Below are 16891 nucleotides of genomic sequence, written 5' to 3' on the forward strand. Positions count from 1 at the left end.
TCGACAAAGTTGATGTAGTCCTGTCCGCCACGACTACCGTCGGCGAAGGCGGCAACATCGTCTACACCGCCAGCCTTGTGGATAAAAACGGCGCGCCGGTGACTAACATCACCAACCCGCTCACCGTGACCCTGGATAACGGCAAAACCATCACCATCGGCGTGAATCAGTCGAGCGGCTCCATCACCACCATCGCGCCAAACGACGTCTACAAAGGCGATCAGACTGTCACCACTGCGATCAAAGGTGTGACCGGCGGCGAGCATTTTGAAAATCTTGTGCCGGGCACTACGGCGGTGAATACCACCGTCACCGACACCCCGGGTTCCACCGATCTGACTACCGTCACCCTGACCGCCCCGACGGCTGTCAACGAAGGTGGCCAGATCACTTACACCGCCACCTTAAGCAACAAGGCCGGCAGCGACATGGTGGTCCAACTCGATAACGGTTCAAGTATCACCATCAAGCAAGGTGCAACCGTGGGCACGGTGACCGTCCCTGCGCCGACCGATGACGTGTTCATCGACAAGAGCACCCAGACCGTCAAGATCACCGGTACTACCGGCGGCAATTTCGAGGGTGTGACCATCACGCCGGGCGGCGCAACAACCACCGTCAACGACACCATCGACGACGTGACGGTAGTGCTCAAGGCCACCGGTTCTGTCAGCGAAGGCGGGCAGATCGTGTACACCGCTTCCCTGGTCGACAAGAACGGCGCGGCGGTGAACAACGTTGGCTCCGACCTGGTCGTCAAGCTGGATAACGGTTCGAGCATTACCATCGGCAATGGCAAGTCCACCAGCTTCACTACGGCCACCGCGCCCAACGATGCGTATGTCGGCGCCAGTGACGTCACCACCAAAATCACGGGTGTGGTCAGCGGTGGCGACAAGTACGAACACTTGATCGTCGACGGCAGTACCGTGGTCACCAAAGTGACGGACGTGGTCAGCACTACCACCATCAGCATTATCGGCGATGCCTCGGTGACTGAGGGCGGTACGGCGCACTACACCCTGACCCTGAGCAACCCGCCGCAAACCGACGTAACCGTGACGCTCAAGTACAGCGGCACTGCTACCGACGGTTCGGACTTCACCGGCCTGTACACCGTGAAGATCCCGGCCGGTTCCAGCAGCGTGCCGTTTGATATCCGCACGCTCGACGACAAGATCACCGAGCCGACGGAAACGATCGTCATCACCATCGACAAGACCACAGGCGGCAACTTCGAGAACCTGGTGGTCGGCAATGGCAGCGTCAGCACCAACATCATCGACAACGATGCGCCGCCAGTTATCGACCTGGACGCCAACAACTCCAGCGGCGCCAGCGGTGCGGATTACAAGACGACGTTTACCGAAGGTACTGCTGGACCGGGCGTGTCGATCGCCGACACCGATATCAAAATCACAGATCCCGACAGCACAATGCTGACCGGCGCAACGGTCACCCTGACCAATGCTCAGGCCGGTGATGCCCTGAACCTGGGCAACAGCGTCAACGGCATCACCGTCACCACCAATAACCAGACCGGCACCATTACGCTCACGTTGTCGGGCAGCGCGACGCTGGCTGACTATATGCAGCGTATCCAGAACATCACGTTCACCAACAACAGCCACGACCCAAGCACCACCCCACGCACCATTACCGTGAGCGTGACCGACGGCGGCAACTACTCCAACGTCGCCACCACCACCGTCAACGTGGTGGCGGTCAACGATGCGCCGGTGGCGACTGGCGGTGCCGTAACCGGTACGGAAGACACCGCGCTGGCCCTGACCTGGGCCAACTTCGGCGTGAGCGATGTGGACTCGCCGCAAGCCAGCCTGGGGGTAAAAATCACCGAGTTGCCGGTCGCCGGCAAGCTGCAATACCTGGCGGCGGACGGCAGCACCTGGACCAACGTGACCAGCGGCCAGACCTTCACCAAGGCCCAGATCGACGGCGGCCAACTGCGCTTTACGCCGAACGCCAACGAGTCCGGCGCCGACGGTTATGGCGGCACCGGTGTGGGTAACAAGCAGGCGGATTACGCGCAGTTCAAGTTCCAGCCAACCGATGGCAAGGACCTGGGCACCAGCGCCACGGTGAAAGTCGATATCACGCCGGTAGCCGACGCGCCGACCCTCAGCGTGGCCGACAACAACGTTGCCTCCACCGGCCTGGTCAAACAGGGCTGGAACAGCATTGCCGGCCTCGGCAACAACGGCAACGGCGCTGCACCGGACGTGCTGAAAAAAGCCATCGATAACGCGGGCACGCCGAACAACACCTCGGTGGTGACCAACGTCGAGTCCGTCGACAACGTCGCCGCCGGCTCTGGCTCAAAAATCTCCGGCCTGATCTACATGGAAGCCGGCAAGAGCTACACCTTCAGCGGCATCGCCGATGACAGCGTGGTGGTCAACGTTGGCGGTAAAGACGTTGCCAGCGGTTTATGGGGCACCAACAGCGGCAAGTTCAGCGGCTCGTTCACGCCAACGACCACCGGTTACTACAGCCTTGAGATCTACCAAGCCAACCAGGCGGGCCCAGGCAGCTTCGACGTCAACCTGTCGGTCAACGGCGGGGCGGTGCAGAACTTGAGCACCAGCACCGTGCCGTTGTACACCGGCCTTGCCGACCTGACCAACGCCGGCGTCACCGTGTCCGACTTGCATGGCAGCAACGGTGACGGTTACTACGTGGGCTACAAGCTCAACGAAGGCCAGGAGAACGGCACCGTTAAACTGTCCAAGGTCACCACCGCGCTGACCGACACCGACGGCTCCGAAACTCTGAGCGTGAAGATCAGCGGCATTCCGGCAGGCTCGGTGCTTACCGACGCGTCTGGGCACACCTTTACTGCGGGTAAAACCGTGGGCGAAGTGAATGTCACCGGCTGGGACCTGAACACCCTGACCATCAAGCCGCCGACCTACTACAGCGGCCAGTTCAACCTGACGGTCACCTCGACTTCCACCGAGAGCATTGGCGGTTCAGCGACCACCACCGCGCAATTGCCCGTCACGGTGCACCCGGCGACCTACAACTCAGTCACCGGCACCTCGGGCAGCGACACTATCAATGGCAGCGATGGCAACGACATCGTCGTGGCCGACATCGCCGGCCTGAACGTGGTGCAGGGCAAGAATTACAACATCGCGTTCATGATCGATACATCGGGCAGTATGGGCGCGGACTCGATAGCAGCGGCCAAAACCTCGCTGACCACCACGTTCAACTCGCTGAAGAACAGTATCGGCTCCAGCACCTCTGGCACCGTGAACATCTTCCTGGCGGACTTCAGTGACCAGGTCAATCGCACAGTGACGGTCAACCTGAAAGACCCAGGTGCGTTGGATTCGCTGCAGAAAGTGCTGGACTCCATGGTGTCTACCGGCGGGACCAACTACGAAGACGTGTTCAAGGCCGCGGCCAACTTCTTCAAGAGTGCCCAGGCGACTGGCAACACTGGCGCTATCAATACAACGTACTTCATCACTGACGGCCAACCGACGTTCTATCAACGAGCGGAGGAGACCAACCCGACGTTGTACAACAACGTCAAGCTTGATGATGTCGTCAACATGAACAACTACACATTGGGCACCGCCACCAGGATCGAGATCGACTCGAGTCACTTCATTGATATCAACTCGGTCGGCAAGGTGACCCTGTGGACCAACAACTGGTGGGGCTGGGGGCAGTCCAACCCAGGAACCATCCATGCCCAAGGCGATGGCACCTATGAGCTGTCAACTGTTGGCGGCAACGGTACAGCCTCGTCCTCGAACATCAACGATCCTACGCTCATCAGTAATTCCCAGAGCGCGTTCGCACTGCTCAAAGGCCTGTCCACCGGTGGCGTAGAAGCCATCGGCCTCAATAGCGGGGTCAGCCTGAATCAGTTGGCACCGTACGACAGCGATGGCAAGCCACAGGCCAACATCGATCCGAAGGACTTGGCCAACGCGATCCTCGGCCACACCGAGGCGACGTTGCCGGGCGCAGACACCGTCATCGGGGGCGATGGCAACGACATCCTCTTCGGCGACCTGGTGAGCTTCAGCGGGATAAACGGTGAGGGTTACAACGCACTGCAGGCGTTTGTAGCGCAGAAGACCGGCGTGACCGTCTCTTCGGTGACCGCCTCTAACGTCCACCAGTACGTTACCGAGCACTACACAGACTTCGACGTCTCCGGTGCCAAGGACGCCAACGACACGCTGCTGGGCGGCGCTGGCGATGACATCCTGTTCGGCCAGGGCGGCAACGACCTGCTGGATGGCGGCAAAGGCAATGACATCCTGCTGGGTGGCACCGGCAACGACACGTTGATCGGCGGCCAGGGCAACGACATCCTGATCGGTGGTTCGGGTGCCGACACCTTTGTGTGGAAGGCGGGTGACATCGGCAACGATGTGATCAAGGACTTCAAAGCCTCGGAAGGCGACCGCATTGATCTGCGTGACTTGTTGAAAGGTGAGAGCGACAGCACCATCGACAACTACCTTAAGATCACCACGGTAGACGGCGTGTCGACCCTGCAAGTGAGCAGCGAAGGCAAGCTCAACGCTGCCGGTGGCCTGGCCAATGCCGATGTGACCATCAAGCTGGAAGGCAATGATTGGTCCCATGTCAGCATCAACTCGCTGATCACTGGTGCCGACCCAACCATCAAGATCGACCATAGCTAAGATGCAATGGATCGGCCGCCTTCCCAGGCGGCCGATTTTTTTGCCTTATGGGCCGCTGGCCCTGGCGGACGGTGCGTCGCATACTCACGCCCATACACGCAGCGTTGACCTATGCTGTTGAACGCATGTGGCTCATATTCGAGGGGTTCTTATGTTTTACGTGCAACGTGATGCACTGGGCGCGCTGATTCGCGTAGAGGCCGCCGCCTTTACCGAATCCACCGAAACCCTGCCGGCCGATCACCATGAGATCCAGGCCTGGTACGCCAACGAAGTGGTGGAAACCAGCCTGGCTCAGCTCAAGCAGAGCGACCTGGAGATGATCCGGGTGCTGGATGACTTGATTCAGGTGCTGACCCGCAAGGGGGTGATCAGCGTGACCGACCTGCCGCCGGCAGCCCAGGCCAAGTTGATGGACCGTAACCAGGCGCGGGAAGCGTTGGGTGGGTTGAGCCAGTTGATCGATGATGACGAGAAAGGATTGATTTGATCCAGCCGCTCCTACGCACTGTAGGAGCGAGCTTGCTCGCGAAAAAACTGGGATCACCACGGGTGTCAGGCTTTGCGCGTTATCGTTGGCGATCTTCGCGAGCAAGCTCGCTCCTACAGGTAATTATTTCCAGGGCGCGGGCTCGCCAAACAGTTGGCCCTGCACTCCGAAAATCCCCATCTCACGAATCACCTTCAGTTCGCCCTCGGTCTCTACACGCTCGGCAATCAGCGGCAGGTCGATGCTATGGGCCGCTCGCTGGATGGCCTCGATAAACAAGCGCTTGTCACTTTCCTGGTCGATGGCGCGAATGTAGCTGCCGTCGATCTTCAGGTACGCCAGGCCCAGGCGCGCCAGGTTGCCGATCATGCTGAACCGCCCACCGAAACGTTGCAGGCTGAGGGAGAAGCCCAGCTCGCGCAGGCGCTGAGTCATCTGTTCCAGCACGTGCTGCTCAGGCAGTTGCTCTTCACCGATCTCCAGGGTGAGGCGCGGGCCCAGGTTGCTGTGCTGGCGTAGCAGGTCATAAATGCGGTTCAGGGCCTGGGGGTCCTGCAAGGTCGCGGCCGAGAGATTCAGTGCCAGGTTCTGGGTGTGGCTGCCCATCTGCTTGAGCACCTGCTCCAGCATCAGGCGGTCCAGGCGGGCCGACCAACCGAAGCGCTCAAGCCACGGCAGGAAGCGTCCGGCCGGTATGGTGTGGCCGTCCTCGTCCTGCAAGCGCGACAGCACTTTGTAATGCAGGACCAACTGTGGATCCTGGCTGGCCACCACCGGCTGGAAGTACAGCTGGAAGCGCTGTCGGGTCAGGGCCTGATCCAACAGGGTATGCCAGGCATGGTGATCGTCACCGACACTGGCGGCGGCGCTGCGGTCCAGGCACACCCAAGTGGTGTCGCCCTGCGCTTCGGCCTGGGCCAGGGCTTGGTCGGCCAGGGTCAGCAGGGCTTGGGGCGCGTCGCCATGGCTGAACGGTGCCAGGCCGATATAGGCAACCGGTGTAACGTCGCTGGCGCCGGTCGCTTGCAGGCTGAGCAAGGTGCTTTCCAGGTTTTGCGCCAGTTGCAGCGCTTCTTCACGCATCAACCCCGGCGCCAGCACGGCGAACTCACCGCCACGAATACGGGTGACGAGGTTATGGGTTTCCGGATACGGCTCGCACTGACGCAGCAGTTGTTGGCCGACCGCTTGCAGCAATTGGTCGGTGTGCTGGCCGCCCAGGCGTTGGTTGAGGCCGGCGAGGTCCTTGACCCGCAGCAGCAGCAAGTAACCGGAGTTGGTGTCTTCCGGGTTACTGACGCGGGCATTGAGCTGCATTTCGAAATAACGCCGGTTAGCAAGGCCAGTAAGGTTGTCCTGATAAGACTCGGTGCGCAGTTTTTCGCTGCGCTCGGCCTGCTCCTGGAACAACGCCTTGAGCTTTTCCACCATCTGGTTCATGGCTTGCACCACTCGCCGCAGTTCCGGCGTGCGCGGCAGGTCGGGCAGGCTGAGGAATTCTCGGCGAGCAATCGCGTGGGACTGTTTGACCATATAGTCCAACGGCTTCAATTGCCGGCGCAGCAACAGCCCACCCAGCACCACACTGACCGCACCGCACAGCAGCAACCAACCCAGACTGCCCAAGGCGCTTTGCCAGAGCTTGGCCAGGGCGAACATTGGGTGGCTCACCACTTCGACCCGCGCCGCCTGCTCCCAGCCACGGCTGACCAGCGCATCGCCGCCCGCCGGCTCCAGACCGATCAACTTTACGAACCAGTTAGGTACGCCGTTGTTATCAGGGATGCCGCTGCGTTCGACGATGGTTTTATCCGTGGCCAGGTCCACCACACGGATGCTGGCGTAGTAGCCGCTGTCGAAGATCGAGCTGACCAGCAGCTCCACCATGGCCGGATCGTCGATATTGGGGGTCAACGACAGCGCCAGCGCCGTCGCAGCATCCTGGGCATGGGAACGCAGTTGGTTGACGTATTGGGTGCGCGAGCTTTCCAGGCTGACCATGAAGCTGCCGCTGAAGGCGACCACCAGGAACAGACAGATTGCGATCAATAGTTGTTTGAACAGAGACATCCGATCAGTTACTCCTAGTTGGCAGGCTCGGCTGGGAAGCCTTCCGCACGCATTTTTCTCAACACATCCTGCCAGCGCGACAAGCGTTTGGTATCACCGACTTTCTTGTTGCCCTTGGCACCGGGCAAGTACAAGCCTTCGGCGTTGAATGAATACACCGGGACCAAATCGGTGCGGCGGGTCGCCGGCAGGATTTCGTCCATCAGGCTGTCGAGCACCAGCGGGATAGCGTCAGGCGTCGAATAATAGGTCAGAACCATGTGCGCGCGATTCTGCCGCAACGCCTTGACGTAGGTAATGCGCAATTTGTCGCTGGACACACCCAGATGACGCAAACTGAAATACTTTGCGATTGCGTAGTCTTCACAGTCACCTGCCCCCTTCCAAAGGGCCTCGACGGGTGTCTCCCAATAATCGACAGCGTGCCAGAGGTCGATGTCTTCCACGTAGGTCATTTGTTTATTGAAGAACAAATTCACGACCTTGAGCTGCTCCGACTCGCTGACCTGTTTTTGGCTTGCCAATAGCCGCTGCCAGGCGTCGATGCGCTGCTGACCTTCGCCGAGCGGCCCGTACACGGCGGTAGCCTTGCGGCTGATCTGAGAGAAATCCCAATCGGCACGCAGCCCGCCAAGCATCAAGCCGGCCAACAGAGTTGCTGATAACAGCCAGCAAAGAACTCGAGAGGGAATAAAACTTACCGCCAAGGCGCTCTGTCCATGAAAGAGACGGAATTTCAAGGAATGGTGAAGCCTGGCCCTCCAAAAAACAATGGCACAGTGCAATCATTCATAGAAGGACCGAGTTTATAACCGCCCCTTGTGGGAGACACAAAGTATGCTGTGTAAGCCCTTACAAACGGAAACTTTGGCTGTTTGACAAGCGTTGGGGCCGTCTTTAGTGTGCATTGGATCCAATTAGCCACACTATTATTCAAGAAAGGAGGATAGCGTAACCGTGACGCAGAAGCCGAACCCTTTAAGCAGCATCAAAATAAGCGGGCCTATTCCCGCCCATCTTGCTCGCGCCGTCATTGAAGAAACGTTGCGCAACGCCATCCTGGATGGGCGATTGCCCTGCGGCACCGCGATGCGCCAGCAGGAACTGGCGAGTTTGTTCGGCGTCAGCCGTATGCCCGTGCGCGAAGCCTTGCGCCAACTGGAGGCGCAGTCCTTGCTGCATGTGGTGACCCACAAGGGTGCCGTGGTGGCACCGCTGATCGAGGACAATTCGGCTGAAACCTACGCACTGCGTATGTTGCTCGAATCTGAAGCCCTGCGCTTGTCGATCCCATTGCTCACCGACGCTGATCTTGCCGAGGCCGAGGCCTGGATCAATGCGTTGGAATGTGAGAAAGACTACAGAAAGATTGGCCGCCTCAATCGCCTGTTTCACATGGTCTTGTACGGCAAGGCACCCAATCAACGGCTGCTCGATCTGGTGGAACACGGACTGAATGAAGAGGAACGCTTTCTGCGCTTCAATCTTGAAGCGATGGGACTGGGCGAAACGTCTCAGGAGGATCACCGTGAATTGTTGAGCCTGGTGGCGCAGAAGAGGGTCGAGGAGAGCATTCTGACGCTGCGCAATCACTTGATGCGGGGTATGGAAGTGATCGCTGACTACCTCAAGAGTCTTGAAAGCGCCGATAAAAAAGTCGCGCAATAGGCGCCATAATTCATTCGCTGGTCATTACATCATGCGGGTAACTTTCCATCAGGAAAGTTGCCACAACGACAGGCAACTACCCCTATGAAACTACTGACACCGAGGAACTCTCCCACACGTTAACAACCAAGTTATCCCTGCACCAGCTTTCGGACAAAACATCTAATACTTTTATAATCCGACCCAGACGTTTAATCGGCTTATTATCTTCGCCCGACCACCACACCCCTTTCAATCCGCTGGCACAACTCGATCAAGGTTGCGCTACCTGCGTGGCCTCGACTAAATATTACATCTCCAACTCACAACTACAAAATTCCAACACTGCTTTTCGAGCACTTGCAACAACTTATAGGCGTCAACCATGCACCAACATTTTATCGAACAAAGAAAACAACAACTTTTAGGTCATCCGTTATTCATAGAAATAACTTCTTTCTCAAAGTTACAACACTTTATGGAACACCATGTGTTCGCTGTGTGGGACTTCATGACCCTGACCAAACGTCTGCAACAAGACCTGACGTGCACTCAGATCCCCTGGCTCCCTCCAGCAGACCCCCACGCTGCCCGCTTGATCAATGAAATTGTGCTGGGCGAGGAATCGGATGAGCACCCAACGCGAGGCCATTGCAGTCACTTCGAACTTTACCTGGACGCTATGACAGAGGTAGGCGCAAGCACCGTCACCATCACACGCTTCATTGATCTGCAGCATCAGGGCGTGGAGGTCAGCGCGGCTTTGCAGATGATTGATGCGCCTCGTGGTGTGGTGCAATTTGTCGACAGCACATTGCAAATCGCGCTCAGTGCGCCCACCCACTGTGTGGCGGCGGCCTTCCTGCATGGACGCGAAAGTGTCATTCCCTTGATGTTTGAGCGCCTGATGCACAGCAACGCGTTCATTGAGCGTGAGACGCCTACCTTCTTGCACTACCTCAACCGCCATATCGAAGTGGACAGCCACGACCATGGGCCCGCGGCAGAACAATTGCTCCAGCGCTTGATCGGCGCAGATCCGCTTCGCCAGAGACAAGCCGATAGCACCGCCCTTGGCGCCGTGGAGCGCCGTATCACGTTCTGGGACGGTGTGCTGGCCTCGCTGCAAGAGGTTCGCCCATGAGCGCCTTCCATTACCAATCCTTTGCCGATGATTGGGAGCGTCGCGCAACCATCCGCACACGTCCCCGACGCGTGCTGGAAAATGACGGCAACCTCATCTTTCCCCTGTGTCGCCAACCGCTGGTACTGAGTGCAACTTTCCTTGAACACTGCCCACAATGGCGCGACTACGTGCTGACGCAAAGCTTCTATAAATTCATCAATGATGTGGTGATCTTCGAAACCGAGATTGTCGACAAGACCGCGCGCAGCATCGCGAAAAATCGCTTCTCCCTGCCCTTCCCGCTTGCTTGCCGCTACGACGCGATGACTGTTGTTGTGGACGAGGATTACCACGCGTTGGTCGCGCTGGATTTTCTTCAGCAAGCCGTGGAAATGACCGGTATCGAACCGCTTGATCTACCCGGGCAAATTGAATTGAGTCGCGCGCTACCGGCAGCGCAGGCAAAGGTACCGGCGCACTTGCACGATGCCGTTGAATTAATCGCCGTGGCCATTGCGGAAAACACGGTTACCCATGATGTGGCAGCGTTCTCCAAAGACGCCAGCGTCAAACCGTCTGTGCGCGGCCTGATGGCCGATCACCTGTTCGACGAGGGCCGTCACGCGCGGTTCTGGACTCAGCTGGTGCGTATCTACTGGCAGTCGGCAACTGCGCAGGATCGCGACAGCATCGCTCAAGCGCTGCCTGTTTTCCTGGGGCGCTACCTGACTAACGATCTGCAACAAGACTTCGACCTGCAACTGATCGAGCACCTGGATATCAGCGCCGACACTCGTCTTGCGCTACGCCATGAAATCCATGCGCTGGCCTTTCCCATCACCCATCAACATCCGCTGGTGACCAATATCATGGGTTTGCTGCGCCACAGCGGTGTCTTGCAAACGCCCAGCGTCGCACAAGCACTGAGCGCCTACCTGCCCGTACAAGGGAGGTTGGCATGAGGCGTTTAAAGATCGCGTGGGGTGCCTCCAGCAAAGCCCTGGACGCGCTCAAGCAAGTGCTGGAGCAATATGGGCATATCGCAGGAGCAGGGCCTGTCGACCTGGTAATTGAAGATGGAGGGCAGCCGCTGCCGCCATTGCCCACCGACGCGCCATGGATAAGCCTGCGCGTGGGTATCGGCCGGCTGTCCGAGCACGGGCTGCCCTCACTGCAGTTGCGCTGCTATGACCGCGAGCGACGCTTGTTGGCTGTGCAGGGCGTCGCCGAGGAACCCAGCGGCAACGGCCAGCGATTACATCAGCAGGCCACGAACGCACTGGCGGAGTGGGCAGCTTGGTTGGTTTGCGGTTTTTCAAGAGATCCCGATTATTTCTCTATAACCGCTGCCGCTAACGACTGGCCCGAACAGGGCCTGCAAGGGCTGGAAGCATTGGCGTTTATGCATCGTTTCAACCACACGGCAAACCCGGCCTTACTGCGCGCAGCCCAGGTGCCCATGATTGAAAGGCTGCAGGCCAGTCTGGAGACCTTCGCGAATCGAACAGCGTTGAATATCGCCGGGGACATGCTGACGTATCAGCAACTTCATCGCCATGCCATAGCGATCCAGCAACGCCTGCTTCCCTTGTTGGAAGGCGCACAAGCACCAAGGGTGATCGGCGTGTGCCTGGAAAAATCCAACGAGCTGTATGCCAGTATTCTTGCGGTGTTGGGTTGCGGCTGTGTGTATTTGCCGTTGGCCCCGGATTATCCACTGCAACGTCAGCACTGCATGTTGGAAAGCCTCCAGGCTTGTGTGTTGTTGGATAACGGCCAGCATCCCTTGCGAGCGGGCTTCATGTCCCTTGATGTCAGCCAGATCGCTGTGCACGACGCCGATGCGGCGCAACCGCTGATGCGCCATCGCCCCATTGCCGACGAGCCTTGCATCGCCTTGTTCACGTCGGGGACCACCGGTCAGCCCAAGGGTGTACTCCTGAGCCACTATAATCTGGCGCATTTCAGCGCGTGGCTCACAACCTGTGTGGGGCTGGATCAACACAGTCGCGTTCTGCAGTTTTCGCCGCTGGGCTTCGACTCGTCATTGATCGATATTTTCCCGGCCCTGATCGCCGGTGCTGAATTGATTGTCCCTAGTGCGGATCAACGTCACGACCCGCAGCAACTGGTAGAGCTGATTCGCCAGCAACGCGTCAGCCATGGATTTCTGCCACCTGCGCTGCTCGGCATTCTGCCGCTGGATCAGCCATTGGGGCTTACTCACTTGCTGACCGGCGGCGATTTCTGCGAGCCCTATGTGATCGAACAATTGGCGGGGCAATGTCGGTTGCATAACCTCTATGGGCCCACCGAGACCACGGTTTTGGCAACACACCGAGTATTTAAACAAGGTGATAGCCAGCGCAACATCGGCCACCCCATAGCCAACAGTCAGGTGCTAATCCTCGACGATAACCTGCAACCGGTGGATGAACAGGTCACAGGCGATTTATACATTGCCGGCCCAGGCGTCAGCCTCGGCTATTGGAATGCACCGCCGCAAGCCGACAGTCCATTCGTTGAGCTGACGCTGCCCAATGGACAGGTTCTTAAGGCTTACCGCAGCGGCGATTTGGCGAAATGGACGCAAGACGGCATCGAGCTCGGCGGGCGGCGGGATGAGCAAGTCAAGATCCGCGGTTTTAGAGTCGAGCCTAAGGAGATTGAGCAGTGCCTGCGCGACAGTCGATTGTTTCGCCAAGTGGCGGTGGTAATCGACCCGACGCACAGAGTCATAGGTTTTGCCGCCCAGCCCGAACCCGGCGCTACGCTGGACAGCCTGAAGGCACATGCTCGGCAGTGGTTGCCGGTACATATGCAGCCGGTCGCCTGGAGCGAGTTGGCTTGTATGCCAGGTACAAGTAACGGCAAGGTCGATCGGAAGGCTTTACTGGCCCTGCCAATATCCACATTCGCCGGGGCGGCTCGCAGCCCTTTACAAACACCTCTGCAAGCACAATTGGTGGACTTATGGGCAGAGTTGTTGGCTTTATCGGCAGGTGAACTCTCGATCGATGACAGCTTCTTCAACCTCGGAGGTCACTCCATTCTGTTGTCGACACTGTTGCTGCGCCTGCGTGAGCAGTTTGGCCGCAGCTTCTGCCTGAGCCCCTTTTTCGAGGCCCCGACCATCCGCACGCTGGCCGCACTGATGGACGGCGGTGTGCTGCCTGATACCCCTAGCCACCAGATGGAGAAAGATGCAGCAAGAACGCTGGAGTTCGAGGTGTTGCCTGATACCCACCTGGGTGATCCACGCAAAGCGATCGTCACCGGGGCGAACAGTTTTGTCGGGGTGCATATCGTCCAAGCGCTGCTGGCTGGCGGCGCGCAAGAAGTGGCGTGCCTGGTGCGCGAACTGCCTGACCAATCGGCGACGGCGCGATTCACCCAGGCACTGCGCGAATACCGACTGGACCATCTGGACCTGAGTCGAGTGCGGGTGTACGCCGCCGACATGCGCAAACCCCGCCTGGGCTTGGCCGACAATGTGTATGACGATCTCGCTCGTCATTATGGTGTGCTGGTACATAACGCCGCACAGGTCAATCATGTACTGGACTACGCGTCCCTCGCCAGAGACAACGTCGAGCCGGTTTTTGAGTGCCTGCGCCTCTGCGAGACTCAATGTAAGAAGGTTCTTAATTTCATCTCGACGCTATCGGCCTGCAGCAGCGTGGACGCCGATGGGCACGTCCTTGAAACGCCAGCCGGGCCCACGCAGCCACTGTATGTGAGAAATGGCTACAACCTCTCGAAATGGGTGGCTGAGCGATTGTTAGGAAGGGCCGTCGAACAAGGGGCCTGGGTCAATATTCATCGGCCGGGAAATATCAGTTTCAATAGCCAGAACGGCGTCTGCCAACCGCAGAAGAACCGCCTGATGTTGATGCTCAAGGGGTCTGTGCAATTGGGGTTGGTTCCCCGGCTGGAGGTGAACTTCGATCTGATGCCGGTGGATTTTCTGGCCCGCTTCATCGCGTTCCACAGCGCCCACTTTGCCTTTGGGCGAAACGTGTTCAACCTGCACAACCCGCAGCCATTGAGCTGGAATAAGTACCTCGACGCGTTCAGCCAGGCCGGGCATGTCTTCGACCGGGTAAGCGTTGAAGACTGGCAGCGTGCGTTGCGAACGGTTAGCCGTGATAACGCATTGTTCGGGGTGCTGGGGTTCTATCTGGACGAACTGGGCGAAGACATCGGCGATACGTCGATGATCCGTTACGACAATGCCCGGTGGGGTTTGGAAAGAATGGGAGTGGGCTATCCGTCAAAGAGCCCTGCGCTGTTACGCAAAGGTTGTGACTACCTCAGGGCCATCAGCTTCCTGTGAGCGGCTTGCCGATGACACTGCTGCGCCAATCAGCATTCGGAGCGAGAGGTCTCGCTCCGATGCAAACAGGATCAGATCTTGAAGCTATCGACCAATTGCTTCAATCGACTGGCCTGCTGGGACAGCGCATCGCAGTCCTTGAGCGTCTCGTTGAGGTTGGCCACACCCTGCTGGTTCAACAGGTTGATCTGGTTGATGTCGACGTTGAGCGTTTCAACAACTGCAGTCTGCTCTTCGGTGGCAGCCGCAACTGACTGGTTCATGCCATCGATCTCAACGATACGCTGCGTCACGCTGATCAGGCGCTCACCCGCCTGGTTGGCCACTTCAACGCTTTCTTCGCTGGAAGTCTGGCTGGCGTTCATGGTGGTCACCGCTTCACGGGAGCCCACTTGCAACGAAGTGATCATCTTGTGGATCTCTTCTGCCGACTCTTGGGTACGGTGTGCCAGGTTACGCACCTCATCGGCCACCACGGCGAACCCACGCCCGGCTTCGCCAGCGCGGGCGGCTTCAATTGCCGCATTGAGGGCGAGCAAATTGGTCTGCTGGGAAATGCCTTTGATCACATCCAGAATATGCCCGATGTTGTCGGTGCTGGCGTTCAGGGTCTCGATCTGAGTGCAAGACAGGCTGATCTTCTGCGACAGTTCCGACATCGCCAGGATGGTTTGCTCAACCACCTTGCGGCCATCATCAGCCTGTTCACTGGCACCACTGGCGTGCTGGGAAGCATCGGCTGCGTTGCGGGCAATTTCCTGGGTGGCGGCACCGAGTTCGTTGATGGCCGCAGCTACGCTGTTGGTGCGCGCACTCTGTTCGTCAGAGCCGATGATCGAAGCATTGGACGATGCCATTACGCGCTGGGACAAATCATGCACCTGACGCGTTGCCGAAGACACCTCGGAAATCGAGGCGTGAATGCGTTCGACGAATTGATTGAATGCGCTGCCGACTTCGCCGAATTCATCTTTGCTGGTCACTGCGAGGCGTCGGGTCAAATCACCTTCGCCTTGGGCGATGTCCTGCATGGCGACGCCCATGGTGGTCAACGGACGCAACAACACTTGAATCAACAGGCTCAAGAGCACGGCAATGGCCACAACGGCGATCAACATTGCAATCAACGCAGATGTACGGAACTTGCCCAGCGGGGCGTAGGCTTTTTCTTTGTCGATGGATAGGCCGATGTACCAGTCGGCGCCGGGCAAACCGCTGATAGGCGTGAACGAAAGAATGCGATCCTGGCCATTGAGAACAACGTCCTGGTTGAGCTTCTCGATGCGCAGGTTGGTGCCTGGGTAGATGTCCTTGAGATTTTTCATCACCTGGTCCTGATCAGGACTCACGATGACCTGACCATCACCACTGACCAGAAATGCATGGCCAATGCCGCCGAAGTCTACGGAGTTGATGATCTTCACCAGGGTTTGCAGACTCAGGTCACCCCCAACAACACCCAACAGTTCGCCGTTCTTCTTCACCGGCATGGCAATTGTCACGATCTGACCGCCCACAGCCGCCATATAAGGCGGAGTAAGCATGGTTTTGTCTGCCACTACCGCCTGCTTGTACCAAGGGCGCTGACGGGGGTCGTAGTCGTCAGGCATCTTCGCGTCAGGACGCTGCGTGAATACGCCATTGGTTTGGCCCACGTAGGTGAACTGGAAGTTGGAGGTAAACGCTGGCTGATCCACCAACCCAGGGAGATCGACGGCACTGCCTTGATGGGCAACGTTCTGCGTCAGGTTTTCGAGGACCAGGATGCGACCACTGAGCCAGTTCTGCACGCTGCTGGCGGTAAGCTCGCCGGATTGCTGAATAGACGATGCCAGGTTTTGCCTGATCGTGCTGCGTTGCAGGTAGTCGTTGTACAGGGTGAATAACGCGAAGGCTAAAACCACGACGCCTGACGCGGCCAACAGAATTTTATGACTGAACTTGAGATTCATTTCATCGACTTCTTTTTGCCAAAGGGGGGTGAGCGTGCCGAGTGGAACATTCCATGTAGCGGGATAGGCGGACTCTGCGGTCGCTCTATTTCGGTGCACGCATGGCTCGTCAGGCTTTCGGCCAAACATCGGCAAAGCTTAGAAATTTGTGCGAAGCATCTTCTTTTTGCGTAGGAAACCGACAGGCGGTCGGTTCAAGGCGGGAGGCTATGACGTAGAGCCTTAAACGACAAAACCCCTGTCTGCGTTAGCAGACAGGGGTTTCGGAATTCAATCTTGACGATGACCTACTCTCACATGGGGAAACCCCACACTACCATCGGCGATGCATCGTTTCACTGCTGAGTTCGGGATGGGATCAGGTGGTTCCAATGCTCTATGGTCGTCAAGAAATTCTGTGTACCAGACCGTTGCGTTGGCAACGTGCCGGTGAAATTCATGAGCTTCTACATAAACAAAACCCCTGTTTGCGTTAGCAAACAGGGGTTTCGGAATTTAATCTTGACGATGACCTACTCTCACATGGGGAAACCCCACACTACCATCGGCGATGCATCGTTTCACTGCTGAGTTCGGGAT

The 16891-nt window shown here is 58.0% G+C and carries 8 protein-coding genes, 2 rRNA genes and 1 pseudogene; 6 read left to right on the forward strand and 5 right to left on the reverse strand.

Going from position 1 to position 16891, the window contains the following annotated elements; all coding sequences use genetic code 11:
* Window positions 1-4691 (forward strand): annotated as a pseudogene (locus TX23_RS26460) (LapA family giant adhesin); the annotation flags it as partial.
* A 151-nt stretch (window positions 4692-4842) separates the two neighbouring features.
* Window positions 4843-5181, forward strand: coding sequence for a hypothetical protein (locus TX23_RS26465; RefSeq protein WP_057704711.1), 339 nt, complete (start codon window positions 4843-4845; stop codon window positions 5179-5181).
* Window positions 5182-5304: 123 nt separating this feature from the next.
* Here TX23_RS26465 and lapD read toward each other — a convergent pair whose 3' ends face one another.
* Window positions 5305-7251 (reverse strand): cyclic di-GMP receptor LapD, encoded by a 1947-nt coding sequence (gene lapD / locus TX23_RS26470; RefSeq protein WP_057704712.1) that lies wholly within the window; start codon window positions 7249-7251, stop codon window positions 5305-5307.
* Window positions 7252-7265: 14 nt separating this feature from the next.
* On the reverse strand, window positions 7266-7889 hold the full coding sequence (gene lapG / locus TX23_RS26475) for a cysteine protease LapG (protein WP_407071397.1): 624 nt from the start codon (window positions 7887-7889) through the stop codon (window positions 7266-7268).
* A 319-nt stretch (window positions 7890-8208) separates the two neighbouring features.
* On the opposite strand from lapG, the gene TX23_RS26480 reads away from it, so the two are divergent.
* The 4 genes from TX23_RS26480 (at window position 8209) to TX23_RS26495 (ending at window position 14360) form a co-directional block, all read left to right on the forward strand.
* Entirely contained in the window at window positions 8209-8919 is a 711-nt protein-coding gene (locus TX23_RS26480) for a GntR family transcriptional regulator (RefSeq protein WP_057704714.1), read from the forward strand.
* Window positions 8920-9283: 364 nt separating this feature from the next.
* Window positions 9284-10042 (forward strand): DUF3050 domain-containing protein, encoded by a 759-nt coding sequence (locus tag TX23_RS26485; RefSeq protein ID WP_057704715.1) that lies wholly within the window; start codon window positions 9284-9286, stop codon window positions 10040-10042.
* Window positions 10039-10986 carry a diiron oxygenase gene (locus TX23_RS26490; protein ID WP_057704716.1) on the forward strand — a complete coding sequence of 316 codons (948 nt, stop codon included), beginning with the start codon at window positions 10039-10041 and terminating at the stop codon, window positions 10984-10986. The genes TX23_RS26485 and TX23_RS26490 overlap by 4 nt, the downstream gene beginning before the upstream one ends.
* A complete protein-coding gene (locus TX23_RS26495) occupies window positions 10983-14360 on the forward strand; it encodes an amino acid adenylation domain-containing protein (protein ID WP_057704717.1) in 3378 nt (1125 codons plus the stop codon). Before TX23_RS26490 ends, TX23_RS26495 begins: the two co-directional genes overlap by 4 nt.
* A 71-nt stretch (window positions 14361-14431) precedes the next feature.
* Here the strand turns inward: TX23_RS26495 and TX23_RS26500 are convergent, their stop codons facing one another.
* The 3 genes from TX23_RS26500 to rrf (TX23_RS28935) form a co-directional block, all read right to left on the reverse strand.
* On the reverse strand, window positions 14432-16312 hold the full coding sequence (locus tag TX23_RS26500; protein ID WP_057704718.1) for a methyl-accepting chemotaxis protein: 1881 nt from the start codon (window positions 16310-16312) through the stop codon (window positions 14432-14434).
* 274 nt (window positions 16313-16586) lie between these two features.
* Window positions 16587-16702: ribosomal RNA gene (gene rrf / locus TX23_RS26505) — 5S ribosomal RNA — on the reverse strand.
* Window positions 16703-16811: 109 nt separating this feature from the next.
* Window positions 16812-16891 (reverse strand): 5S ribosomal RNA (gene rrf / locus TX23_RS28935); the annotation flags it as partial.

The sequence above is a fragment of the Pseudomonas paralactis genome (assembly GCF_001439735.1).
Taxonomy (GTDB): domain Bacteria; phylum Pseudomonadota; class Gammaproteobacteria; order Pseudomonadales; family Pseudomonadaceae; genus Aquipseudomonas; species Aquipseudomonas paralactis.